General features: G+C 62.9%; 16 protein-coding genes, 1 tRNA gene and 1 pseudogene. 6 read left to right on the forward strand and 12 right to left on the reverse strand.

The window, feature by feature from the left end:
- The first annotated feature begins 3 nt into the window (after positions 1-3).
- The 5 genes and pseudogenes from CLU92_RS15355 to CLU92_RS28300 all read left to right on the forward strand — a co-directional run.
- Complete coding sequence (locus CLU92_RS15355) at positions 4-3171, forward strand: glycosyltransferase (protein WP_101482585.1); 3168 nt, start codon at positions 4-6, stop codon at positions 3169-3171.
- 99 nt (positions 3172-3270) lie between these two features.
- A complete protein-coding gene (locus CLU92_RS15360) occupies positions 3271-4725 on the forward strand; it encodes a UbiA family prenyltransferase (RefSeq protein ID WP_101482586.1) in 1455 nt (484 codons plus the stop codon).
- Between the two features lie 27 nt (positions 4726-4752).
- A complete protein-coding gene (locus tag CLU92_RS15365) occupies positions 4753-5094 on the forward strand; it encodes a multidrug efflux SMR transporter (protein WP_101482587.1) in 342 nt (113 codons plus the stop codon).
- Between the two features lie 195 nt (positions 5095-5289).
- Positions 5290-6822, forward strand: coding sequence for a hypothetical protein (locus tag CLU92_RS15370; protein WP_101482588.1), 1533 nt, complete (start codon positions 5290-5292; stop codon positions 6820-6822).
- A 25-nt stretch (positions 6823-6847) separates the two neighbouring features.
- Positions 6848-7254 (forward strand): annotated as a pseudogene (locus tag CLU92_RS28300) (hypothetical protein); the annotation flags it as partial.
- 57 nt (positions 7255-7311) lie between these two features.
- On the opposite strand, the gene CLU92_RS15380 reads toward CLU92_RS28300, so the two are convergent.
- From CLU92_RS15380 to pepN, 8 genes are all read right to left on the reverse strand, one after another.
- The gene (locus CLU92_RS15380; RefSeq protein WP_101482589.1) at positions 7312-8709 is read right to left on the reverse strand and encodes an efflux transporter outer membrane subunit; all 1398 of its coding nucleotides are present in this window, start codon (positions 8707-8709) and stop codon (positions 7312-7314) included.
- Positions 8706-9917 carry an HlyD family secretion protein gene (locus CLU92_RS15385; RefSeq protein WP_101482590.1) on the reverse strand — a complete coding sequence of 404 codons (1212 nt, stop codon included), beginning with the start codon at positions 9915-9917 and terminating at the stop codon, positions 8706-8708. Before CLU92_RS15385 ends, CLU92_RS15380 begins: the two co-directional genes overlap by 4 nt.
- The gene (locus CLU92_RS15390) at positions 9904-11598 is read right to left on the reverse strand and encodes an MFS transporter (RefSeq protein WP_180338526.1); all 1695 of its coding nucleotides are present in this window, start codon (positions 11596-11598) and stop codon (positions 9904-9906) included. Before CLU92_RS15390 ends, CLU92_RS15385 begins: the two co-directional genes overlap by 14 nt.
- A gap of 197 nt (positions 11599-11795) precedes the next feature.
- Positions 11796-14207 (reverse strand): catalase, encoded by a 2412-nt coding sequence (locus CLU92_RS15395; RefSeq protein WP_101482592.1) that lies wholly within the window; start codon positions 14205-14207, stop codon positions 11796-11798.
- Positions 14208-14446: 239 nt separating this feature from the next.
- Positions 14447-14800 (reverse strand): YqjD family protein, encoded by a 354-nt coding sequence (locus CLU92_RS15400; protein WP_101482593.1) that lies wholly within the window; start codon positions 14798-14800, stop codon positions 14447-14449.
- A 396-nt stretch (positions 14801-15196) separates the two neighbouring features.
- Positions 15197-15272, reverse strand: a tRNA-Thr gene (locus CLU92_RS15405).
- Positions 15273-15388: 116 nt separating this feature from the next.
- Positions 15389-16390, reverse strand: coding sequence for a class 1 fructose-bisphosphatase (locus CLU92_RS15410; protein WP_101482594.1), 1002 nt, complete (start codon positions 16388-16390; stop codon positions 15389-15391).
- A 35-nt stretch (positions 16391-16425) separates the two neighbouring features.
- Entirely contained in the window at positions 16426-19080 is a 2655-nt protein-coding gene (gene pepN, locus CLU92_RS15415; RefSeq protein ID WP_101482595.1) for an aminopeptidase N, read from the reverse strand.
- 198 nt (positions 19081-19278) lie between these two features.
- On the opposite strand from pepN, the gene CLU92_RS15420 reads away from it, so the two are divergent.
- Positions 19279-19908 (forward strand): DUF4136 domain-containing protein, encoded by a 630-nt coding sequence (locus tag CLU92_RS15420; protein ID WP_101482596.1) that lies wholly within the window; start codon positions 19279-19281, stop codon positions 19906-19908.
- Between the two features lie 318 nt (positions 19909-20226).
- Here the strand turns inward: CLU92_RS15420 and CLU92_RS15425 are convergent, their stop codons facing one another.
- The 4 genes from CLU92_RS15425 to CLU92_RS15440 form a co-directional block, all read right to left on the reverse strand.
- On the reverse strand, positions 20227-21156 hold the full coding sequence (locus tag CLU92_RS15425; protein WP_243858281.1) for a quinone oxidoreductase: 930 nt from the start codon (positions 21154-21156) through the stop codon (positions 20227-20229).
- Between the two features lie 92 nt (positions 21157-21248).
- Positions 21249-21638 carry a methylglyoxal synthase gene (locus CLU92_RS15430; protein WP_101484709.1) on the reverse strand — a complete coding sequence of 130 codons (390 nt, stop codon included), beginning with the start codon at positions 21636-21638 and terminating at the stop codon, positions 21249-21251.
- A gap of 29 nt (positions 21639-21667) precedes the next feature.
- Positions 21668-22588, reverse strand: coding sequence for a DMT family transporter (locus CLU92_RS15435; RefSeq protein ID WP_101482598.1), 921 nt, complete (start codon positions 22586-22588; stop codon positions 21668-21670).
- A 104-nt stretch (positions 22589-22692) separates the two neighbouring features.
- Complete coding sequence (locus CLU92_RS15440; RefSeq protein WP_101482599.1) at positions 22693-25164, reverse strand: alkaline phosphatase; 2472 nt, start codon at positions 25162-25164, stop codon at positions 22693-22695.
- Between the last annotated feature and the right edge of the window lie 41 nt (positions 25165-25205).

The raw sequence follows: 25205 nt of genomic DNA on the forward strand, positions 1-25205 counted from the left end.
ATTATGCGTCTCGTCATCGATTTGCAAGCCTGCCAGGACGGCAGCCATACCCTTCCATCCAGCCCGGCAGCGCAAGCGCTGGCCCAGGCGCAGGAACTGGCCCGCAGTGCCGGCACGCACGAGGTCTGGATCGTGCTGCAGGCAGGCCAGCCTGACCAGCTGGAACAATTGCGCGCCGCGTTCAGCGGCCTGTTGCCCTCCGGACAGGTGCGCACTTACGATGTGCCGCTGACGAAAGATGCCACGCCGTGGCAGCGCCGCGCAGCCGAACTGGTGCGCGACAATTTCCTGCTTGGGCTGGCCCCCGACCTGGTCTATACACCAGCCCTGTTCGAGTCCGACAGCGGCACGCCGGTGTGCGCGGCGCGTCCGCTGGCCGGCCTGCGGACCGTCTTCAGCCTGGAATCGGACACGCTGCTGGCCGCACCGAAGAACGCCAATGCGGCGCAGCTCGAATCCTGGCAGCGCCTGCAGACCAGTTTGCGCACAGCCGACTTGTTGCTCGCAGCCACGCCGGCACTGGCCCAGCGCTTGCAGACGGCTTGCGACAAGCAGCCGCAGCAGCTTGCAGTGCTGCCCGCCACGCCACAGCTATGGCAGTTGTTTGACGCCGTCGCCGCACAACCCTCGCCTGCCGAAGCTGCCACGCGCCGGCCGCGCCTGGCCTACCTGTCGCCACTGCCGCCGGAACGCTCCGGCATCGCCGACTACAGCGCCGACGTCATTCCGGCGCTGGCGCAATACTATGACATCGAACTGATTGCGGAACAGGACAGTATCAGTGACATAGCCCTGAGTGCCAACTTCCCGCTGCGCACCCCCACCTGGTTCGACGAGCACGCCCACGAATTCGACCGTATCGTCTACCACTTCGGCAACAATCACATGCATCGCTACATGTTCGACATGCTGCAGCGGCATCCGGGCGTGGTGATCCTGCATGACTTTTATCTGTCGGGCGTGGTCGACCAGATGGAGCGCGGCGGCTATCAGGACAGCGCCTTTTTCCAGGCGCTGTACCAGTCGCACGGCTACAAGGGCTTGCTGGAACAGCAGCGCCTGGGACGCAACGATACGATCTGGGCCTTTCCAACCAACAAGGCGGTACTCGACCAGGCCGCCGGCGTCATCGTCCATTCCGCATTCGCCTGCCAACTGGCGGCACGCTGGTATGGCGCCGACTACCCTGCCCAATGGCGCACGGCGCCGCTGCCGCGCCGTCCGCTGGCACAACAGATAGGCGCCAGCACTGCCGAACGCCGCGCTGCGGCGCGCAGCCGCCTGGGGCTGGGCCCGAACGACTTCGTCGTATCAACTTTCGGCATGCTGGGGGCGACCAAACTCAATGCGGAATTGATCGCCGCTTTCGAAGCGTCGCCGCTGGGCAGCGACGCGCATTGCCGCCTGCTGTTCGTGGGGCAGAACGCCAGCACCGATTACGGCTACGATATCGAACGGCAGATCGCCAGCAGCCCCGCCCGCGAACGCATCGGCATCACCGGTTTCGTCAGCGCCGAGCAGTATGCGGACTACGCCGCCGCTACCGACATCGCGGTCCAGTTGCGCAGCATGACGCGCGGCGAAACCTCGGCCGCCATCCTCGACTGCATGCTCTACGGCGCGCCGACTATCATCAATGCCCACGGCGCCGGCGCCGAGCTGCCCGACAGCGCACTGTTAAAGCTGCCGGACGCCTGTAGCGTGGCCGAGCTGAGCGCTGCGCTGGCGCTGCTGCACGGCGATCCCGCCCTGCGCCAGCGCCTGGGCGAAGCCGCCGCCGGACTGATACGTAGCGACCATTCGCCGGCCGCCGCCGCACATTGCTACCACGAGGCGATAGAACATTTTGCCATGCAGCATACGCGCAGCCGCTACCGCGCGCTGACCCTGGCGCTGGCGCGCGTGGCCACACCTGCGCCGGGCCCGGCGGAGCTGCTGTCCGCCGCCCGGGCGATTGCCTACAATCAAGCACCGACGGCGCCGCGACAGCTCTTCGTCGACGTCTCCGCGCTGATGGATACCGACTTGAAAACGGGCATCCAGCGCGTGGTGCGCAGCGTGTTGCAAGTCTTGATCGATCAGCCGCCGCCCGGTTACCGCGTCGAGCCCGTGTATGGCAATGGCGGTAATCGCCCATATCGCTATGCGCGCCGCTTCACGCTGGAGCTGCTCGGCGTCAGCGAGTTGCAAATGGAGGATGCGCCGATCGAGGCCCGCCACGGCGATATCTTCCTCGGACTCGACCTGTTTACCAATGGCACGTCGCAGAATCGCCAGTTATTGCTCGACATGCGCAAGCGCGGCATCGCCGTGTATTTCGTGGTGTATGACATTTTGCCGATGCTGCGGCCGGAATGGTTCCCGCACGGCACCGAGGATTATTTCGGCATTTACCTGGACACCGTGACGCACGCCGCCAATGGCATTATCTGCATTTCGCGCGCCGTGGCCGACGAGTTGGCGGCCTGGACGGCAACGCGCCCGCAGCTCCGCCGCGCGCCGCTGCAGCTCGGCTATTTCCATCTGGGCGCCGACATCGATGCCAGCAAGCCCAGCTTTGGCCTGCCGCCGAATGCCGACCACGTATTTGCCAGCGTGGCGGCGCGCCCCAGCGTGCTGATGGTCGGCACGCTCGAACCGCGCAAGGGACACGCCCTGGCCCTGGCCGCCTTCGACCTGCTGTGGGAACAGGGCGAGCAAGTCAATCTGGTGATCGTCGGCAAGGAAGGCTGGATGGTCGACGCCCTGGCGCAGCGCCTGAAGCAGCATCCCCAGCGCGAACAACATCTGTTCTGGCTGCCCGGCGTGTCCGACGAAATGTTGCAGCGCCTGTACAAGGAAGCCTCCGGCCTGCTGGCGGCGTCCGAGGGTGAAGGTTTTGGCCTGCCGCTGATCGAAGCCGCACAGCAAGGCATTCCCATCCTGGCGCGCGACTTGCCCGTGTTCCGCGAAGTGGCGCAGGGACATGCCAGCTATTTTACGGCGGCGACACCGGCCGAACTGGCGGCCACCCTGCACCAGTGGCTTGCTGCACTACAAGCGGGCACGGCGCCGGATTCACGCGCCTTGCCCTGGCTGACCTGGCACGACAGCGCCCAGCAACTGCTGGACGTGGTGCTGCAGCAGCAATGGTATAAGGAGTTGCCAGGCGGCAGCGATACCACGCACTAGCGCTATGGTGCAGCCAATTGCGATTATACTTTCTCATTTAACAATATAAGCGTTCGGCTCCTGGCATCTCCGCCAGGCCGGCGCTCATTGCAAAGCCACATGTCCTCAAACGAATCAAGCACCCTTCCCGCCACCAGTTCCGCCACCTCCCCGCCGCTGGTGGTAGACCTGGACGGCACACTGATTTATTCCGACTTGCTGTGGGAAGCCATGCTGCTGTTCATGAAGCAGCATTTCTGGAAAGTCTGGCGCCTGCCGTTCTGGCTGCTGCGTGGCAAGTCCGGCTTCAAGCAGCAACTGGCACTGCATATCGCATTTGATCCTGCCACGCTGCCTTACGACCAGGGCTTGCTGGCCACGCTGGCCGAACAGCGCCAAGCCGGCCGCCGACTGGTGCTGGCCACGGGTTCGCAGCGCCGCTTCGCTGAGCAGATCGCAAGCCATACCGGCCTGTTCGACGACGTGATGGCGACCGACGACGAAGGCGTCAACCTGACCTCGCACAACAAGGCCGACGCGCTGACGGCACGCTACGGTCCGCGCGGCTTCGATTACATCGGCAACTCGCCCGTCGACGTGCCGGTCTGGCAAGCCAGCCGCCAAGCCTACAGCGTCACCATGAAACCGTTCGCTCTGGGCGGCGGCACCGCCACGACGCACATGGGCACCCCGCGCAAGCCGGTCATGCGCGCGCTGCTGAAAGCCATGCGGCCGCGCCAATGGCTGAAAAACCTGCTGGTATTTCTGCCGATGCTGGCCGGCCATGCGCTGGACCTGCCCACATTCTTGCAATCGCTGCTGGCCTTTGTCGCGTTTTCGCTGTGTGCATCCAGCGCCTATCTGCTCAACGATGCGCTCGATGCCCACGACGACCGCCTGCATCCGACCAAATGCAAGCGCCCGATTGCCGCCGGCACGCTGCCATTGGCGCTGGCGATGATCAGCAGCCCGCTGCTGGCGCTGGCCGCGATACTACTGTGCGCCACCTTCAATCCGCTGCTGCTGGCCGTGGTGCTGGTGTATTTCGTCGCCACGCTTTCCTATTCCTTCGTGCTGAAGCGCTTGCTGATGATCGACATCGTCACACTGGCACTGCTGTACACGGTCCGCATCCTGGGCGGTGCTGCCGCAACGCAGATTGAACCGTCGTTCTGGCTACTGGCATTTTCCTTCTTCCTCTTTCTGTCCCTGGCGCTGCTGAAACGATATAGCGAACTGTTCAATCTGAAGCGCCAGGGCAAGGATAAAACCAGCGGCCGCGGCTACTCGGTGGCCGACAAGCCCGCCATAGGCGCCATGGGCATCAATAGCGGCATGTTATCGGTGCTGATCTTCATGCTGTACATTAATTCGCCGAACGTGCAAAAACTGTACCCCAGCCAGCACTGGCTGCTGGCTGTCGTACCCCTGCTGGTGTACTGGCTGGGCCGCCTGTGGACGCTGGGCTTTCGCGGCCAGGTCAATGAAGACCCGGTCCTGTATGTCAGCAAGGATGCGGTCTCACTGGTCGTGATCGGCCTGTGCATACTGTTCGTTGCCGGCGCCGCATTCTGACCTCCTCACTCACCATCGATTCCAACCATGTCCTCAAATCTGAACGGCTACCTGTGGTGCGGCTTGGCCGCCGTCGCCAGCGCCCTCGCCACCCTGCTGATCAAGCTGTCCGCCCATGCCGGCGTCGGCTGGACCCTGGCCCGCATGGGCTGGCTGGGCGGCGCCTGCACTACCTATGCGCTGGGCTTTGTCTGCTATTCGATCGCCCTGCAGAAATTGCAGATCAGCCTAGCCTACCCGGTGATGACCGCCGCCACCATGTGCCTGGTGGCGCTGATCGGCGCCACGCTGCTCAATGAGCCGCTGCATGCCGGCAAGCTGGCCGGCATGGCCCTGATCGCGGCCGGCGCCTTCATTCTGACGCGCTAAACCGGCTGCGTTAACCTGTGCAGGCGTCGTCATGACCCGCAATACCGGCATGGCCGCCTCGATGTCCGCCTGTACGATTGAAGACTGTCCGCGGCTGCCAAATTTACTGCCTGCATCGACATACATGCTATTTGTGCAATACACTGACGGCACCCTAACGACCGGGTCCGTCCCGACCTTTACTTTGGAGATAATGTGACGTTCAACAAATTGTCCGCCGCCTGGTGGCGTTTTGCTTTCCTGCTCGCCTTGCTGCTGAGTGCTTTGCTCATCAGCACCGAAGCTCAGCATCGTGGCGATGCGGTCGAGTATTCCCTTGTCACCGTTGCCCTGGCCACCCACGGTACGCCGGACGTGCGCCCGAGCGACATCACTCTGGCCAGGTCATTAGCGCCCGCCCTGCAAGGCGTGTACGACCTCGTCGAACCCGGTCTGCGGCAAAACGGCAAGGATCTGTATCCCGCCTTTGCCATTGGCAAGGATGGCAAAGCCTATTCCATCCATTTTTTTGGCTATTCACTGCTGGCCGCGCCGCCGTTCAAATTGCTGCATGCGCTGGGCCTGCCTCCCTTCAAAGCCTACCAAATCATCAACCTTGGCATGGTCTTCGTGCTCGGTCTGAGCCTGTTCCGCCTGTTCGGCTCGGCGCCCAGGGCGCTGCTGGGTGTGCTGCTGTTCATGCTGTGTGGCGGCTGGCACTATGGCGGCTGGGGCAGCCCCGAATGCCTGAGCGCAGCGGCGCTGCTGGCGGCGCTGATCCTGTATTGCGACGATGCGCCCATCGCAGGCGGGGTGCTGGCCGGCCTGGCTTCACTGCAAAATCCGACCATCGTATTTTTCTTCGCTTACGCTCCCCTGTTGCGCGCCGGCCTGCACTATCGCGCCGATGCTGGCTGGCGCGTCAGTCTGCGCGCCATGCTGCAGCGGCGGTATCTGCTGGGCCTGGCGATCGGCGTCTTGCTGGCCCTGCTGCCGGTGCTGTGGAATCTGTATCAATTTGGCGTGCCTAGCATCATTGCCCAGCGCGCTTCCGACCCAGCCCTGATCAGCTTGATACGCCTGCATTCCTTCTATTTCGACCTGAACCAAGGCATGATTATGGGCATCCCCGGCGTAATGGCCATGCTCTTGCTCTGGGGCTGGCGCAAGCTGGCAACCGGGCAAATAGTTCACCAGGCGCTGTTACTATTGAGCTGCGTGCTGTTTACCATGGCGCTGGCGATACCGGCGATGGCCATACACAACTGGAATTCGGACGCTGCCGGCGTCATGCGCTACGCCTTCTGGGCCAGCATGCCCTTCCTGTTCGCCCTGTTCTGGCGTTTGCGCACGCTCCCTCGCTGGCCGGTGGCGCTACTGTTCGGCGTCGTTCTGGTGCAGGCCGTTTGCACTGCCGAAGCCAAACGCTATAACTATGTCGAACTGAGCCCGCTCTGCAAATGGATCATGCAGCGGGCGCCCGGCCTGGTGAATCCGGAACCAGAAATCTTTGTCGAGCGTAGCGGACATCTTGAGACCTACCTCCAGCAGGAGCTGATCTATACCTTCAATTTCGGCGGCCGCGCCATCAAGACCCTGTACAACCCGGCCAACACGAAAGTCGACGAGCAGCTATGCGGTACGGGCAATAGGCTGGCGAGCGACAATCATTACCATGATACGGATCGGCAGTGGCGCTACATCAATGGCCCTGTGCGTTGCCAGAATGGCGCAGTGTCGCATCAATGAATCGCCATTCAAACAGCACTGTTGCGATGACCGCTTGAACACACAGCAGTCATGGCTTGAAAGCGGCGCGGTCTACGGCTATCGCAAGGTATCCGGCGACCTGCGCGAGCTGGGCGAGCGATGCGGCATCCATCGCGTTCCCGCATCATGCGCTCAGCGGAGCTGACGCTCTCAGACCGGATACGGCAAGCGCCAGTGGCAAGGCGGCGGCGTGCCAAGCATGAGCCGGCGTGGCAACTGCCATGGCAATGCTGTCGCTGAAAGCTTTTCCAGCGTATCAAGCGCAAGACCCATGCAACCCGGGACGACGCCAGGCAAGGCATCTTCGACTATATCGAGATGTTCTACAATCCGAAGCGCCGTCATGGATTGCATGACAGGCTTTGGTCCGCAGAGTTTGAGCGTAGGCATTTTGAACGGCTCGCCAGTGTCAGGCAAACTCGTGGCGATCACCGGCCGGTAGCACAGGCTGCGCCGGACACGCGGGCGCTATTGTCCACCAGCGGACCAGCCGCCGCCCATGGCCCGGTACAGGTCGACCGAAGCGACGAGGATGCGCGTTTTCAGCTGCAGCAAGCCCACGTCGGCGCTGTACAGGGTACGCTGCGCATCGAGTTCTTCCAGGTACGATGCGTAGCCATTGCGGTAGCGGTTATGCGCGATGCGCAGGGTATCAGCCGCCGTGGCGCGGCGCGCGTCGTTTTCCACGGCTTGCTGCTGGAGCCGATAGATGGCACCCAGGCTGTTTTCCGTTTCGGCGAAAGCATTCCTCACCACGTTTTCATAGGTATACACGAGCTGGTCGCGCTGCGCGCCGGCCGCATCCGTCTGCGCCTGCACCCGCCCGCCGTCGAACAGGGGGCCGGCCGCCAGCGCCGTCAGCCGCCACAGCGCCATCGGCGCATGCAGGAAATCAGTCAAGGTGGTGGCTTGCCCGCCGCCGGTCGACGTCAGCTTGAACGAGGGCAGCAGCTGGTCGCGCGTGGCTGCCAGGCTGGCATTGGCGGCCGCCAGATTGTGTTCCGCGCGCGCGATGTCGGGCCGCCGGCGCAGCAGTTCGGAAGGCAGGCCGGCCGGCACGCCAGGCGCCGACAGTTCGGCCAGCGGCAAGCCGCGCGCGATGGGGCCGGGATTGCCACCGACGAGGACGGCCAGCGCGTTTTCCTGTTCAAAAATCTGCCGCTGCAGCTGCGGCACCTGTTCGGCCGCCGCATGGTATTCCGATTGCGCCTGCAGCCATTCCAGCCGCGAGCTGTAGCCCACCTCGAACTGCTTGCGCGCCAGCTCGCGCGACTGTTCGCGCAGTTGCAGGGTCGATTGCGTCAGCGCCAGCTGCGCGTCGAGTCCGCGCAGGTTCAGGTAGGCCGTGGCCACGCTGGCGGCGATCGACAGGGCCGCCGCATCGAGGCTGGCCTGCTCGGCGCGGTAGCTCTCGCCGGCCGCATCGCTCAGACTGGCCAGCCGGCCCCACACATCGATTTCATAGCTGGCCTGCAGTTCTGCCTGGAAGACATTCGTCACATACGGCACGCCGTTGTAGGCCAGCGTGCGCGTGCGCGTGGGCGAGCCGTCAAAGGCCAGGTTCGGCGCGCGGTTCGCATCGGCCTGCGCCAGGCGTGCGCGGTATTCCTGCACGCGGGCGCGCGCCACGCGCAAGTCGCCATTGCGCGCCAGCGCCTCTCCCACCAGGTCACTTAAAACAGGATCACCGAACGCCTGCCACCACAGCTGCTCCACCTGCGTGCCATGCGCGGACACTGCGCCGCCCTCGCCTTGCGCGCGCCAGCCGGACGGCAGTTGCAGGGCCGACGGGGGCTGCGGTGGCGCATAGGCGGCGCAGCCAGCCAGCGCCAGCACGCCGGTAATCAGCAGGAGGCGGCGCTTCATGGCTTGGCCTTCGCGGCCGCCTTTTTCGGTGCAGGCGGTGGTGCGGGATTGTCCGCCGAGTCGTTCAATACGGCGGAGGTGTCGACGCTGACCACCACCGACATGCCAGGCACGAGTCGGCGCGCATTCGCCTGCCCGGCATCGATGCGGATGCGCACGGGAATGCGCTGGGCAATCTTCAGGTAATTACCCGTCGCGTTATCGGCCGGCAGCACAGAAAACTCGGAACCGGTGGCTGGAGATATGCGTTCCACCTGACCCGTCAGCACGGCGCCATCGAGCGCGTCGACGTGGAAGGTGGCGCTCTGCCCTTCCTGCACGCCGTTCATCTGCGTTTCCTTGAAATTGGCGATCACCCACATCTGGCGCGGCACCAGCGCCATCAGCTGCGCGCCCGAATTCACGTAGGCGCCCTGGCGCACCGTCACCTGGCCCAGCTGGCCGTCGGATGGCGCGACGATGCGCGTGTTATCGAGGTCGATCTTTGCCGCCTTGACGGCCGCCTGCGCGTTTGCCACCGCCGCTTCCAGGGCCTGCTTGTTGACCACCACGCTATGTACGCTTTGCTGGGCGATGTCGAGATTGGCGCGGGCCTGCGCCAGCGCGGCCGCCATCTGCGCCTGCGTGGCGCGCGACTGATCGTGTTCGCGCTGCGACAGCGAACCGTCGGCCACCAGCTGCTCCACGCGATTCAAGTCGGCGCTGGCCTTGCGCGCCTGCGCTTCCGCGTTGGCCAGGGTCGCCTCGCTGACCGAAATCCCCGCCTGCGCGCTGGCCTTCTGCTGCGCCCAGTTCGACAGCGCCGCCTGCTGCGCCGCCAGCTGCGCCTGCGCCTGCTCGTAGCGCTGCTGGTAGATGCGGTCGTCGATGCGCACCAGCAGCTGGCCTTCCTTCACATCCATGAAATCCTGCACAGTCACTTCCACCACATAGCCGGACAGCTGCGTGCCGATGATGGTCACCTGTCCCCGCACGGTGGCGTTTTCCGTCGTCACGATGGGACTGGTGAACGGCGGCAAACGCCACGCATACAGCACGATCAGCACGCCCACCAGGGCCACGGCGGCAAAGGCCAGCGCGGACAGCCACTGGTGGCGCCGGTCCGGTTGCGGTGGCGTGGTGGTAGCCGCGGGGACTGGCGCAGGAGGCGCAGGAGGCGCTGCAGGTGCGGATGGCGGTACTGGCGGCGTGGTGTTATTTTCTGTCATTGCTCGGTTCCGAATTGGTAATGGGGACGATGGCCATGGCCGTCTGCGCATCGCGCACGGGGCCGACCAGCCGGCGCGCGCCGGTGGTGATGCGGGTCCAGGACTGGCTGACCAGCATCCAGATCAAGGTGGCGATGGCGACGCCCGCGATCATCAAAAAAACATCGTTATAGGCCAGCACATTGGCTTCGCGCGTGGCGATGGCGCCGAGGCGCGCCACGCCCTGGGCGCCGCGCAGGGCGGGGTCCATCAGCACGCCGCCGTAGCTTGCGGCACCGGACTGCACGCGCGCGGCCACCTGTGGGTCGAGCATGGTCAGGTGCTCGACCAGGTAGCTGGAATGGTATTTTTCGCGCGCCGTCTGGATGGTGCCGACGATGGCCGAACCGAGCAAGCCACCCAGGTTCTGCGTCATGGTAAACATCACGGAAAAACTCACCAGGTTGCGCGGTTCGGCGATCACGGCGCCCATGCCGGCCACCATGGTGGGGCCGAGGAAATACGTGCCGCCAAAGGCCAGCAGGAACTGGCTGACATACATGTTGACGGGGCGCGTCTGGCTGGTGGCGTGCGCGTCGATCAACGCCCCGGCGGCGATCAGCAGCAGCGCGAACATCAGCGAACGGTGGAGGGTCGCCGGATTGATCGTCAGCGCGCTGACCAGCAAGCCCGCCACGCTGCCCAGGAGCACCACGATGAACAGGTTCTGCATCTGGTCCGTATTCAAGCCCAGCGCCTGCAGGAAGCCGACCGCCCCCGTCGATTCGGACAGCACGATGCGAAACAGCAGCACGGATAAAAATAGCTTGGCGATCTTGCCCGTGGTGAGCCAGCGCGTGTTGAGCAGCGGGCGTGCGCGGTTATGCTCGATGGCCAGGGAGGCGGCGATCAGCACAATGGAGCACGCCAGGCACACGCCCACCCAATCGGATTCCATCCACCACGCCGTGCGTCCCTGCGCCAGCACCGCGCACAGCAGGGCCACGCCGGGCGCGAACAGGATGAAGGTGAGGAAATCGAGCGGCTCGAAGGTCTGCACGCGGTCGCCGGGCGGCAGTTTCAGGGCCAGCACGCAACCGAGAGCCAGCAGGGCCAGGCCCAGCTCAAACAGGTACAGGCCGTGCCATTCGCCGATCTGCAGCAGTTCGGAGGTAAAGATGCGCGCCAGCGGCAAGGCCAGCTGGGCAAAGCCCAGGCCCAGCACCACCCCCTTCAGGCGGTGCCGCGCGGGAAACGCCTGCAGGGTGTAGTACAGGCCCAGCACCCCCAGCGCGCCGCCCACCATGCCATGCGCGGCGCGCACGGCGATCGCCGACGGCAAGGTATTGGCATACAGGTGGGCGAACGTCACCAGCGCATACAGCACCAGGAACGCTTCCGTGAACAGGCGCAGGCCGAACTGCTGGCGGAACTTCACCAGCAGCAAATTCATGGACACGATGGTCATCACGTAGGCAGCCGGCAGCCACTGCATCTGGTAGGCATAGGCGGCCAGCGAACCTTGCAGGTTCAGCAAATTGGCAGTCACCAGGCCGTTGCCCAGCCCCCCCGTCAGCGCGACGATCAGGCCGACGATGAAATACGCGACACGCTTGGGCGTCGAATGTTCGGGCATCGATGGCGACCCGGGCAAGGTCGGGCGTTCGCCCGGCCCCCAGGTGCGAGGTGTGTACTTGTCCATGCAGTAATCGCGATCCGGTTTGCTGAAGCCGTTCTTTGCTGGTGTTATGGAAATGGTTGCAAATGAACAGTTCTAGTCAGCAGCATATCACCGCAGGACGTTTTTATTGTTTACATTGTTGCATGGCGTTGCGCATGCAGAGCAAACAGGGTATGCAACGGGACAGGCGGGTCCGGCCCCGTTGCTGATCCAGCCACTCACACCCTCGGCGGATCCGTTTCGCGCGCGAATGCCCGGTGTGCCGCCAGCGCTTTTTTAAAGGCCGCCACGGCTTTCACCACGTCGCCGAACGGCACGACGATGACGGCTGGATCAGGCTTGCCATCGGGCAGGGCCGCCGGCACACCAGCCTTGTCCAGCAAACCCTTGCCCGCGCCGACGGCAAGCATCGGCTTGCAGTGGCGGTATTGCAGGCGCAGGAAGTCGAGCGCGTTGGCGTCGTCAGCCAGTTGCTGGACGGCGCCCTGGCCATCGGGAAGCACGACGGCGTCGAACAGCACGGACGGTCCCGCTTCGAGCGAGATTTCCACGTCGAGTGGCGCACCGCCGCTGGTGTCGACTTTCCCCAGGAGGCTGCCCACCAGCCGTGGCACGGCGCCATCGGAGAGCAACGATGCATAGATGTTGCGCACCTGCGCGCCATCGCTGCCCGGCCCCACCAGGATGGCCACGCGCAGGGTATGGATGCCCGTCTTGCCGGGACGGAAAAAGAGCGACAGTGCCGGCGACGGCGGATACGCGGGCAGCGGCTGCAGGGAGGCGCGCGGCATGACGGGCGGCAGCGCCAGGCCCAGTGCATCAGCCAGGCGCTGCGCCAGGGTTTCGTCGACATTGCGCAGCATGGCGACGATGCGCTGGCGGATCACCACCGTCTGTACCTTGCTCAGTTCAAAGCGGAAGGCGTGCACGATATGGTCTTGTTCGACCGGCGTCTGGCTGATCCAGAACAAACGCGCCTGGCCATAGTGCTCGGCGAACTTCTCGGGCTTGCCGCGCACCTCGTCGCCTTCGGCGGGCGCGGGAAAACTGTTGAAACCCTTCGTACCCGCCTGGAACGGGCAGCCGCCCGCCAGCGAATTGGGTTCGTAGGCCACCCGGCCACGGTTGATGGCCTGGCGGTGGATACCGTCGCGCTGGTTGTTGTGCAGGGGCGCCAGCGGAGCATTGATGGGAATTTCATGGAAGTTGGCGCCGCCCAGCCGCGTGATCTGCGTGTCCATGTACGAGTGAATGCGGCCCTGCAGCAGCGGATCGTTGGAAAAATCGATGCCGGGCACGATGTGCGCCGTGCAAAAGGCCACCTGCTCCGTCTCGGCGAAAAAATTGTCCGGGTTGCGGTTCAAGACCATTTTGCCGACGGGGACAAGCGGCACCAGCTCTTCGGGGATCAGCTTGGTGGGATCGAGTACGTCGAAGGGAAATGCTTCCGCCTGCGCTTCCGTGAACACCTGGAAGGACAGCTCGTACTCGGGATACTCGCCGCACTCGATGGCTTCCCACAGATCGCGCCGGTGGAAGTCGGAATCGGCGCCGCTGATCTTGACTGCTTCGTCCCACACAAGGGAATGCGTGCCGGCCATCGGCGACCAGTGGAATTTGCAGAAGACGGACTGGCCCTTGGCATTCACGAGACGGAAGGTGTGCACGCCAAAGCCCTGCATCATGCGGTAGCTGCGCGGAATGGCGCGGTCGGACATGGCCCACATCAGCATGTGCGTGATTTCAGGCGACAGCGAGGCGAAATCCCAGAACGTGTCGTGTGCGCTGGCCGCCTGCGGCATGCCATGGTGCGGCTCGGGCTTGACGGCGTGGATCAGGTCGGGAAATTTCATCGCATCCTGGATGAAGAAGACGGGAATGTTATTGCCCACCAGGTCCCAGTTGCCCTCGTCCGTATAAAACTTCACGGCGAAGCCGCGCACATCGCGTGCCGTATCGGTCGAACCCCGTTCGCCGGCCACGGTGGAAAAGCGCACGAAGACGGGTGTGCGCTTGCCCGCCTTGGCGAACAGCGCGGCACGCGTCAGCTTGCCTTGCTCCTTGTAGCATTCAAAGTAACCATGGGCGGCCGAACCGCGCGCATGCACGACGCGCTCGGGGATGCGCTCGTGGTCGAAATGCGTGAGCTTTTCACGCAAAATGAAGTCTTCCATCAGGGTGGGGCCGCGCAAACCCGCCTTCAGCGAATTCTGGTTGTCACCCACGGGCACGCCCTGATTGGTCGTCAACACACAGCCGTTGTCGTCGCTGCGGGCGCCGTCCAGCGAGGCATTACGCGCATTCTCGCCCAGCGCTGGCTGGCCATCGCCCGTCTTCGCTGATGCTGTCGTTTCACCCGTAGTGCTGGCCGTTGCCAGCGGTTCACCCGCTGCCACATGCACGCCTTCGGCAGGCGTACGCGCCGCCTCGCCATACTGGCCATCTTCCTTGGGATTGACAGCCATGGCGGCGGCCAGCTCCTGGCCGGCGGCCGTTTTTTGCAGCAGTGCGCGGGTCACGTCATTATCCGCGCCCAGGCTGTGCGGCGCCTTGCTGTCGGATGGACCGGACATGCTGCTTAAAACGGAACCCGCACCGTCCGTGGACGGCGTTTTCTTGTTGCTAGCCATGTCATCTCCTGTGAGAAATTCGCCCCGGGAGAACGCTACAACTCCCTCATTCAGCGCACGAACAGGGCAATCAAAATAAGGATGGGAATAGGTATGCCGATTAAACACGACAAAACGGAGCGCATCATCACGCCCCTTTACTGCTTGCTACTGTCTTGTGCGCGTGGGCGCTGGCCCGCCCCGCCATGACGGCGAAGGGAACAGCGCCCACGACAGCACCTTCCAGGAAGACGTAAAACTTATTTACGCGAACCCAGCAGTTTCGACAGGCCATAACCGGCCGCTGCCGCAATCAGCAAGGATACGGCCGGACGCTCGCGCACATAGCCACGGCCCGTCTCGCCGGCGCGCTGGCAGGCGGCGCCCAATTGCTTGCCGCGGGCCATCAGGGTTTCGGAAGCCTTGCTGACGGTATCGCTGACCTGGTCGATGCGGTCGCCTACCTGATCCACGCCGTCATGCGCGCGCGTGGCCACCTTGTCGGCCAGGGGCTGGGCTTGGCTAGCCACCTTGTCGATGGTGCGGTGCAAATCCTGGCGGGTATCCTGGACGTTGCCATTCAAATCGGAGCTGGTTTTTTCAATCGCGTTCATGATGGTTTCCTTTAACAGTGAATAATTTCAACCATGCTCGATGCCGTGACCGAATCATGATTCTCCTCGCTTCAGGGGAAAAGAAGCGGCTAAACGCTGCCGGGCTGAGCCATATCAAACGGTGGATCAGCAGCAAGCTGTTAGCACTACCTTAACCGCACCCGCCGCGCGCCACTGTGCGCTGCCACACCTTGAGGCACAGGCTTAAATTCCTGTTGGAAATAGCAATCCCCGCCGGCCCGGTGTGGCGGGCAGGGCGTTTTCCTCCTGCAATTGCAAGAACTGCTCCGGAGGCGCGAGGTGGCTGAGATCCCGCCAGTGCAGGCTGGCGGCGACAAAGTTGCAGACGAAAAAAAACCACCGTTTGAGCGGTGGTTTTTTTCTACTGCGAATACTTGGTGCCGTTGGCCGGAATCGAACTGGCGACCTTCACATTACGAATGTGCTGCTCTACCAACTGAGCTACAACGGCGAAGACCCACATTCTACAAACAATGCACAAAATTTGCTAGTGTCAACGCGAACTTTTTTGCATTTTTTTCGCGGCCCGGCTACGGGCCGCTGAAATCCATGGAAAAGTGCGGCTTTTTACTCCGCGTGGTAAGCCGTGACGCGGGCCACTTCGTCTTTCGAGCCAAGGAAGACGGGCACGCGCTGATGCAGCTTGTGCGGGGCGATGTCCATGATGCGCTGCTGGCCATCGGTGGCTGCGCCGCCGGCTTGCTCGACGATGAAAGCCATCGGGTTCGCTTCGTACATCAGGCGCAGCTTGCCGGGCATTGACGTGTCGCGCAGGTCGGCCGGGTACATGAAGATGCCGCCGCGGTTCAGGATGCGGTGCACGTCGGCCACCATCGAGGCGATCCAGCGCATGTTGAAGTTGCTGCCGCGCGGACCCGTGTCGCCGGCCAGCAGCTCGTCGACATAGCGTTTCACGGGCGGATGCCAGTGGCGCGCGTTCGACATGTTGATGGCGAATTCCTTCGTCGTCGGCGGAATCTGCATATTGCTTTGCGTGAGGACCCACGAACCCATTTCGCGGTCCAGGGTGAAGCAGTTCACGCCATTGCCGAAGGTCAGTACCAGCATGGTTTGCGGGCCATACACGGCGTAGCCGGCGGCAACCTGCTTGGTGCCTGCCTGCATGAAGTCCTGCTCCGTCGGCTGCCCCATGCCTTCCGGTGCTTTGAGCACCGAGAAGATGGTGCCGATGGAAACGTTGACGTCGATGTTCGACGAGCCATCGAGTGGGTCGAACAGCAGCATGTATTCGCCCTTCGGATAGCGGTTCGGGATCGGGTGGATCGATTCCATTTCTTCCGATGCCATGGCCGCCAGGTGGCCGCCCCATTCGTTCGCTTCGAGCAGGATCTCGTTGGAGATGATGTCGAGTTTTTTCTGTACTTCGCCCTGCACGTTTTCCGTGTCGGCCGTGCCCAGCACTTCACCGAGGGCGCCCTTGCCGACAGCATGGCTGATGGTTTTGCACGCGCGCGCGACGACTTCGATCAGCAGGCGCAGTTCGGCCGGAATGCTGTTGTTCGAGCGCTGCTCTTCAACCAGGTATTGCGTAAGACTGATGCGTTTCATGAATTCCCTTTTGTTTTTGGTGATGATTTGCTGTGCTAGTTCGCTAAAGCCTTGCTGACCACTTCCATCACGTCATTCGACAGGCTGGCCTGGCCGGCGACTTTTTCCAGCGCGCTACGCATATGGCTTTGCAGCGCAGGCACGTAACGGCGCCAGCGGTCCATGGAGCGCGCCAGGCGGGCGGCCACTTGCGGGTTCAGGGCGTCGAGCGCAATGACTTGCTCGGCCCAGAATGCGTAGCCACTGCCATCTGCCGCGTGGAATTGCGATGGATTGGCGTTGGTGAAATTGAAGATCAGGCTGCGCGCGCGGTTCGGATTTTTCAAGGTGAACGCATGGTGCGTCATCAACTGGCGCACGGCTTGCACGTCGGTCGTTGGTGCGGCCGCCTGCATGGCGAACCACTTGTCGATCACCAGCGCCTCGTTCTCAAAGTCGCGATAGAAACTGGCCAGGGCCGCCTGCGCGTGCGATGGCGAACCCGAATGTATCAGAGCGCCCAGGGCGGCCGCGCGGTCCGTCATGTTGCCGGCGCCGTCGAACTGCTGCTGCGCAAGGGCCAGCTCCGCTTCGCCCGGTGCAATCAGCAAATAGGACAGGGCCAGGTTTTTCAAGGCCCGCTTGCCGGCCGACAGGGCGTCGGGGCTGTAGTCGCCCGGCGTCTGGTTGGCGTGGTACTGCGCCAGCAATTCAGGCTTCATGGCTGCCGCGATAGTGCGGCGCATGAACTGGCGCGCCGCGTGGATCGCCTGCGGGTCGACTTGTGCCATGCGCTCGGCGATGATGGTTTCCGATGGCAGGATCAGGGCCAGCTCGCGGAAGGCAGGATCGAGCGTTTCGTCGGCCAGCAAGGCGCGCTGCGCTTCGATGAAGGTCTCATCCAGCGCCAGCGCTTCGCCAGCGGCCACGGCGCCGGTCAGTTTCAGCAGGCGTTCCATGGCCAGGCGCTGGCCCGCTTCCCATCGGTTCACCGGGTCGCTGTCGTGACGGAACAGGTGCAGCAGCTGCGCATCGGTATAGTCGTACTCCAGCACCACGGGCGCGGAAAAATCGCGCAGCAGCGAAGGCACGGGTGCTTGCGTCACGTTCGTGAAACGGAAGGTTTGCGACGCTTCGGTCAATTCCAGCACCACGCTGGTAGCGCCATTCGATGCCACGCCGTCCACGTGCAGCGGCAGGTCGCGGCCATCGGCAGCCAGCAAGCCGACGGTGACGGGAATGTGGAATGGCAGTTTTTTCGGCTGGCCCGGCGTGGCGGGGCAGCTTTGCGCCAGCGTCAGTTCAAACGTCTGGCTGGCAGCGTCGTAGCACGTGGAAGCGGTGACGATGGGCGTGCCGGCCTGGCTGTACCAGCGCTCGAACTGGGTGAAATCACGGCCATTCGCGTCCGCCATGGCGGCGCGGAAGTCGTCGCACTGCACGGCCTGGCCATCGTGGCGTTCAAAGTACAGGTCCATGCCCTTGCGGAAACCGTCGCGGCCCACCAGCGTCTGGACCATGCGCACCACTTCGGCGCCCTTTTCGTAGATGGTAACGGTATAAAAGTTATTGATCTCTACAAAAGAATCGGGACGCACGGGATGCGCCATCGGACCGGCGTCTTCGGGGAACTGCGCCTGGCGCAGCGTGCGCACCTGATCGATTCGCGTGACGGCGCGGCCCGTGTCCGTACCGATCATGTCGGCCGAAAATTCCTGGTCGCGGAACACCGTCAAGCCTTCTTTCAGCGACAGCTGGAACCAGTCGCGGCACGTCACGCGGTTGCCGGTCCAGTTATGGAAGTACTCGTGGCCCACCACCGCTTCGATGCCCGCGTAATCGACGTCGGTCGCCACGCGCGAGTTGGCCAGCACGTACTTGGTATTGAAAATATTCAAACCCTTGTTTTCCATGGCGCCCATGTTGAAATCGCCGACGGCGACGATCATGAAGCGGTCCAGGTCCAGTTCCAGGCCGAAGCGCTCCTCGTCCCAGCGGATCGAGTTCTTCAGCGACTGCATGGCGTAATCGGTTTTATCCAGGTTGCCTTCTTCCACCCACACCTGGAGCAGCACTTCGCGGCCGGACTTGAGCCTGTAATGCTCTTCCTGGCATACCAGGCGCGCCGCCACCAGGGCGAACAGGTAAGACGGCTTCTTGAACGGGTCTTCCCACTTGGCGTAATGGCGGCCATCACCGAGGTCGCCCTCTTCGATCAGGTTGCCGTTCGATAGCAGCACCGGATACTTATCCTTGTCGGCGCGCAGCATGACGGTGTACCTGGCCATCACGTCCGGGCGGTCCGGGAAGAAGGTGATGCGGCGGAAGCCTTCCGCTTCGCACTGCGTGAAGAAGTTATGGTTCGACACGTACAGGCCGGACAGCGAGGTATTGTCCTGCGGCGCCAGCACGGTCTCGATATCGAGCAGCACCTCGTCCGGCGCCTTGGGAATGGTCAGCATGCTGGCCGTCAGCTTGTACTGCGACGGTTTCAGCAGCTTGCCGTTCAGGCGTACCTGCACCAGTTCAATGTGTTCGCCATGCAATTCGATGCTGCGGCGGCTGCTGGCCGGGTTATGGCGCATGCGGATCCGGCTCGCCACCACTGTGCGGGCGGGATCAAGATCGAAACCAAGTTCGACGCTGTCAACCAGGAAGCTGGGCGGCGTGTAATCTTTGCGGTAAATCGTCTGAGGGCTGTCTGTGCGCATAGGGATTTGGGTGGGAGCGGAGGCAAAAGCCTATTTTACCAACACCAGCCCCCCGATAGTCGCGATTCAGCTCAGGAATGTTGGATTCCCTTACACGCAGACATACCAGGTAACATTCTGTAATAATGCATGGAAACAAATAGAACTATTCTTATAATACCAAGTGATGAATTGCGTCTACTATCAGGAGATCATGCAATGAAACGATATCTCACCATCATGATGGCCGCATTGACCGTGTTGCTGACCGGATGCGCCACCACCATACGCAGCGATGTGACCGTTTTCCATGAGTGGCCTGCGCAATTGCAGGACAAATCATATGCATTTGAAGCGCCAGCGGCGGAAAACGATACGCTGGAATACCGCAGCTATCAGAACCTGGTGCGCGCGGAACTGGCAAAACACGGCTTCGGCGAAGCTTCCGGCCCTGCGGCTGCCAATTTGCGCGTGGCGATGAATTTTTCCACCGTCGACTATCCTGAGCGCGTGCTGCAAGCCACCGATCCATTCTGGTATGGACCCGGCTACTGGCCTGGCCGCTACGGCTATCGCTACGGCGCATGGCCAGGCTATGGCCGCTTCGGTTACAACCCTTACTGGTATGGTCCAATGGACGTGGAAGAAAGCGTGCGCCATAAATACGAACGCGAATTGCGCGTGACGATCAATGACCGCAGCGGCAAGAAACTGTACGACGTGACCGTGCAATCGACCAGCAACAAGCGCGCCACCTCGCAAGTGATGCCGGCCATGGTGGCCAGCGCCTTTGCCGACTTCCCCGGCCAGAGCGGCGTGCCCCGTAAAGTCGAAGTCAAGGTGGAATAACTGAAAGCGCCAGTCAAAACCTACTGCGCGTCGTGATCTACGGCCTGTGATGCTCACTGCCTCGGCGGCCCCGTACTTCGTACAGTTGCGCTTCTCGACCGCAGCTCCCTTCCGCTCGCTACGGTTTTGTCAGGCGCGAGAAGTCTGGAGTATTTTTAAAAAACCGGCTTGTGCAGCGATGCGCAAGCCGGTTTTTTCATGTCTACGAATAATATGCCTCGGCGGCAAAAGTGAGCACGCCGATCAGGGCCACGGCCAATACCAACACGATCAACAGGCGGCCGAACTTCGGCGTGCCGTCGTTTTCGCTACCGCCGCTCATGGCACGATGATGGTCGAGCCGGTGGTCTTGCGCCCTTCCAGGTCTGCGTGCGCCTGGGCGACATGGGCCAGGCCGTAGCGCTGGTTGATCTCGATTTTGACTTCACCGCTGCTGACGACACCAAACAGCGAGGCAGACATCTCTTCCAGATTCGCGCGGTTCGACGCATAGCTGAACAAGGCCGGGCGCGTGATGAAGAGCGAACCGCGCGAGGCCAGCTCGCTGAGGGTGAACGCGGGCACGGGCCCGGACGCATTGCCGAAGCTGACCATCATGCCCAGCGGCGCCAGGCAGTCGAGCGAGCCCGTAAACGTATCCTTGCCGATGGAATCGTAGACCACGGAGACGCCCTTGCCACCCGTAATCTCGCGCACGCGCTCGACGAAGTTTTCCCTGTTGTAGTTAATGACGTGGGCCGCGCCATGCGCCTTGGCCAGCGCCGCCTTCTCATCGGAACCGGCCGTGCCGATCAGGTTCACGCCCAGCACCTTCGCCCACTGGCAGGCGATCAGGCCCACGCCACCCGCCGCCGCGTGAAACAGAATGGTATCGCCCGCCTTCAGCGCCACCGTGCGGTGAAACAGGTATTGCACCGTCAAGCCCTGCAGCATCATGGCGGCCGCCGTATCGAAGCCGATGCGCTCGGGCAGCACCAGCAACAGGGCCGCCGGCAAGTTACGCTGCTGCGCATACGCGCCATTGATGCGCGCCGCATAGGCCACGCGGTCGCCCACTTTCACTTCCGTGACGCCCTCGCCCACCGCCTCGACGATGCCAGCCCCCTCGACACCTAGGCCATTGGGCAGCGGCTGCGGATACAGGCCCGTGCGGAAATACACATCGATGAAATTGAGGCCGATCGCCTCGTGTTTCACGCGCGCTTCGCCGGGGCCGGGAGGCGGCAGTTCCACATCCACATATTCCATCACGTCCGGGCCGCCCACGCGCTGTACGCGGATGGCTTTGGTGGTAATCGTTGCGCTCACAATATGCTCCTTGAAGAAGAATCGGGAAAACGTCAGGCGGCAGCAACGGCCTGCGCCTGCAGCTGCGACAGCACCAGGTGCGCCGAGGACAGATTCGTCGCGCACGCCACGTTGTGCACGTCGCAGGCGCGCACCAGGGCGTTGATGTCCGGCTCGTGCGGCTGCGGCGTCATCGGGTCGCGCAGGAAGATCACGCAATCGATCAAGCCTTCCACCAGCAGCGAGCCGATCTGCAAGTCGCCGCCGAACGGGCCCGAATGCTTGCGCTCGACGCTCAGGCCCAGTTCTGCGATCAGGCGACCGCCCGTGGTGCCCGTGGCCGACAATTCGCAGCCCTTGAGAAAGTCCAGGTATTCGCCCGCCAGGGTAATCATGTCATCTTTTTTCTTGTCGTGGGCAATCAGGGCGATGCGTGTTTTCATGGTGAGGATCATTTCAGTGGGTGGAGGAATTATTTCTTTTTCGACAGCAAGTAAATACCGGCTAATACCAGGCTGGTGCCAGCCAGTTGCCAGTTGGTGATCGGTTCATCGAGGATCATCGCCCCCAGGAACAGGGTCGAGACGGGGCCGATCATGCCTGCCTGCGAAGCGACGGGCGCGCCGATGCGTTCGACGGCGATCATCGTCATGAAGACGGGCATCACCGTGCAAAAGATGCCATTAAGCAAAGACAAGCCATATACGGGCATGGGCTGGATCAGCAGCTCGACAGGGCGCAGGATGAAGAACTGGGCAATGCAGGCAAAGCTGGCCACGCACATCGCGTAGGAAACGAGCCGCATCGAACCGATGCGTTTCACCAGTTCGCCGGATCCCAGCAGATACACGGCATACGAACAGGCCGATCCCAGCACCAGGGTCGAGCCGAGCGCCACATTGCTGGCGCCACCCTGCAAGTCGTGCACGAAGACCAGCACGATACCGCAATACGAGGTGAGCAGCGCCAGCCATTGGAGGCGGCTGATGCTCTGCTTGAAGTACACGGTGGTAATCAGGAGCACGAAAGTGGGCGTGAGAAACAGAATCAGCCGCTCCAGCCCCACGGAGATATATTGCAGGCCCAGGAAATCCAGGTAGCTGGACAAGTAATAGCCGACCAAACCCAAACCGACGAGGCGCCAACGGTCGCTGGTCGACAGCGGCGGCTCCGTGCGCATCTTCCACCAGGCGATGACGGCGAACACGGGTAGCGAAAAGATCATCCTGAAGGCGATCAGGGTGACGGCGTCGATCTGGTAGCGGTACAGCAGCTTGGCGACGATGGCCTTGGTGGAAAACAACACCGCCCCGCCCACGGCGATGGCCAGGCCACCGAGATAGACGGAACGGGGAAGCGATGTAGGGGTTGCTTGCGGGGGACTGGAGCTCATGCCAAGATTGTAAGGCAAAAGCTGGGGTCAGTTCCCCGCAAGCGACAGCGCAAGCCTCTGAGTTAGCGGCATTGAGGGTCTGACCCCATAAATTAGAAACAAATTTAAGACACCACCACCGCCGCCGCGCCCGCCGCCACCGTGGCCGTCGTCACGCGCGCAATCACGTTCGCCGGCGCCGCCGTGCCGATCAGTTTATTCACCTGCTTGAACTGCGCCACCAGCTTGCCCGGCGTCAAGGTGACCACCGTGTAACCCTGCGCATCCGTATTCAAATGCTTGATCCACGGATTGTTGCCCAGGCCGGACAATTGTTGTGCCAGGCCCAGCAGGGTGGTATTGAAGTCAGTGCTCGCTTTCAAGCCAGCCTGCACGGCCGCGACCGTTGCATCCAGTTGCGCCTCCGGCACGCCCTTGGCGGCCAGCGCGCCGCGCAGCTGCACGCGCAACTGCTCCAGCAGGCTGTCGACGGTGGGTACGGCTTTGCCCATGGTGTAGTCGAGCAGGTTGACGTCGAGATTGACGGTGCCCAGGCCCGTGACGGGAATCGCCAGCGGGTAGCTGACGAGGGTACCGATGTCGCCCATGCTGCCAGCCGCCGACTTCAGGTAGCTGAAGAAGGAATCCGAGCTGACGCCGGCCGACACCAGGTCCACCATGACGGGCGTGCCGCCGCCTGCCGCGTCGAAATCGTCGCTGACCGTGCCGGCAAAGAAGGAGTGGATATCACCCGTGATGGCCACCACATTGCCGATGGCATTCGTTTTCAGGTGCGCCATCAGATTCTTGCGCTCGCTGTTATAGCCATCCCACTGGTCGCAATTAAGCAGGAAGCGCGTGAAGAATGGCGTCAGCGCGGCTTGCTGGCCCGATGCGGCGACAAAGCTCGATGCTGCGCCTTTGGCCTGCACGTCGGGCTTGATCCAGCCAAAGGCGATCACTTGCGCGGCTGCCGTCGGCGAGCCACTGTTGTAGGCGGCCACCGTGATGCCGGCCTGGGCCGCGCTCAAGCCGGCGCCCACGGCAGCGGCGCCCTGTGCGCTGGCATTGGCGGCGGCACCGGCAATGGCCATGGCCGCTGCCTGCGCCACGCTCGCTGAGGCGCCCGCCGTCGAGGCGGCCACGATGGCGCAGGCCAGCGGCACGCTGCCGCCGACCAAAGGCAGGGTGCTGGCAATGGCCTTGCCCACATTCGACATGGCGCTCAGGGCCAGCAAGGTGGCAATCGCATCCGTGCCATTCAAGCCCATGCGCAGCAAGGACACTTCATTGCCCCACAGCTTCCAGGTCGACGTGGCCGCCTTCATCTTGCTTTTCCACCAGTCGCGCTGCGTGCTGCCCAGCATGCCCACCGCTGCCAGCGGGTCGGCACCGGCCTTCGTGGCGGCCGCCATTTTCTGCCCTTCCACGCTGTCGAACAGCGCTTGCGGCACCAGGTAGCGGCTGCCGATGCTGCCCAGCGGCTTGCCCGTGGCGGGGTTGATGGTCGACTCGGCGATCGCATGGTCGGCGCGGTACAGCCGCTCATCCGTCATCACCAGCTGCATCAGTTTGCCGAACTGGAAATCGCGGTAAATCTGGATGTTCTGGAACGTTGTCGCGGCGGCATCGAAGGTGACGTCGGCCGGCATGTATTCGAACCAGGCCTGGTTGGCGCTGCGGCGACGAATTGGCTGATGCAGGTCGCTGCCATCGGCTGCCACGATGTTTTCATAGGTTGAGGCGTCCTGCCAGGCGTCGTCCGTGAATTCGTGGTCATCCCAGATGGCGATGAAGGCGAAGCGCTCGTGCACGGCTTGCAGGCGCGTGTCGGTACGGTACTTCTTGTACAGGTAGCGGTAGTCGGCCACCGTGGTCGCGTACTTGGCGCCCGCGCTGCCGCTTTTAAACGTGCCGTCCGGCAACTTCAGCTGGTCGTGCCGGCTTTCCACGGCGCCGCTCTGGAAGGCCTCGCCCACCGTTTCATAGATGTAATCGCCCAGGTGGACGATGAAATCGAGCGATTCGTTGGCGGCGATGTGCGACAGCGCGCCCCAGTGGTTGATGCTCCAGTCCTGGCACGTCAGGTAGGCGAACTGCAACTGGCTCACGTCGGCCGTGGCGGCAGGGGCCGTCTTGAAGCGGCCCACGTTCGAGCGCACGTCGCCGGCGATGAACTGGTAAAAATACACCTGGCCCGGCTGCAAGCCCGTCACTTTGTGGCGCAGGGTATTGTCGAAATCGGCTTTCAGCGGCAATTTCGCATCGACGATGGGTGTGCCGGCCAGGGCCGTATTGCTGCCCAGGGCGGCCGTATTGTCCGCCACGCTGACGATCAGGCGTACAGCGACCTCTTCCTTGCCGGCCACGGCGGGCGCGACGGTATCGAAGCTGGCGGGCACGACGCGCGTCCACAGCATGGCGCTGTCGGCGCGCGGATCGCCCGAGGCCACGCTTTGCGGGAATTTCCAGTCGCTGCCCGATGCCAGCGGTACGCCAGGATCGCTGTAATCGGTGCTGCCGCAGGCGGCGAGACCGACAGTGGCGACAGAAACAGTGATAAAACCGCCCAATTTCAGAAATTGCCGTCTATCCATTTGACTTGCCATGATGTCGCGCCCTTAATCTTGATTATTGG

The sequence above is a fragment of the Janthinobacterium sp. 61 genome, from assembly GCF_002846335.1.
Lineage (GTDB): Bacteria > Pseudomonadota > Gammaproteobacteria > Burkholderiales > Burkholderiaceae_D > Janthinobacterium.

Coding starts and splice junctions, on each gene's coding strand:
- CLU92_RS15355 (WP_101482585.1), top strand. CDS start 4: ATGCGTCTCGTCATCGATTTGCAAGCCTGCCAGGACGGCAGCCATACC.
- CLU92_RS15360 (WP_101482586.1), top strand. CDS start 3,271: ATGTCCTCAAACGAATCAAGCACCCTTCCCGCCACCAGTTCCGCCACC.
- CLU92_RS15365 (WP_101482587.1), top strand. CDS start 4,753: ATGTCCTCAAATCTGAACGGCTACCTGTGGTGCGGCTTGGCCGCCGTC.
- CLU92_RS15380 (WP_101482589.1), bottom strand. CDS start 8,709: ATGAAGCGCCGCCTCCTGCTGATTACCGGCGTGCTGGCGCTGGCTGGC.
- CLU92_RS15385 (WP_101482590.1), bottom strand. CDS start 9,917: ATGACAGAAAATAACACCACGCCGCCAGTACCGCCATCCGCACCTGCA.
- CLU92_RS15390 (WP_180338526.1), bottom strand. CDS start 11,598: ATGGACAAGTACACACCTCGCACCTGGGGGCCGGGCGAACGCCCGACC.
- CLU92_RS15395 (WP_101482592.1), bottom strand. CDS start 14,207: ATGGCTAGCAACAAGAAAACGCCGTCCACGGACGGTGCGGGTTCCGTT.
- CLU92_RS15400 (WP_101482593.1), bottom strand. CDS start 14,800: ATGAACGCGATTGAAAAAACCAGCTCCGATTTGAATGGCAACGTCCAG.
- CLU92_RS15410 (WP_101482594.1), bottom strand. CDS start 16,390: ATGAAACGCATCAGTCTTACGCAATACCTGGTTGAAGAGCAGCGCTCG.
- pepN (WP_101482595.1), bottom strand. CDS start 19,080: ATGCGCACAGACAGCCCTCAGACGATTTACCGCAAAGATTACACGCCG.
- CLU92_RS15420 (WP_101482596.1), top strand. CDS start 19,279: ATGAAACGATATCTCACCATCATGATGGCCGCATTGACCGTGTTGCTG.
- CLU92_RS15425 (WP_243858281.1), bottom strand. CDS start 21,156: ATGGAATATGTGGATGTGGAACTGCCGCCTCCCGGCCCCGGCGAAGCG.
- CLU92_RS15430 (WP_101484709.1), bottom strand. CDS start 21,638: ATGAAAACACGCATCGCCCTGATTGCCCACGACAAGAAAAAAGATGAC.
- CLU92_RS15435 (WP_101482598.1), bottom strand. CDS start 22,588: ATGAGCTCCAGTCCCCCGCAAGCAACCCCTACATCGCTTCCCCGTTCC.
- CLU92_RS15440 (WP_101482599.1), bottom strand. CDS start 25,164: ATGGATAGACGGCAATTTCTGAAATTGGGCGGTTTTATCACTGTTTCT.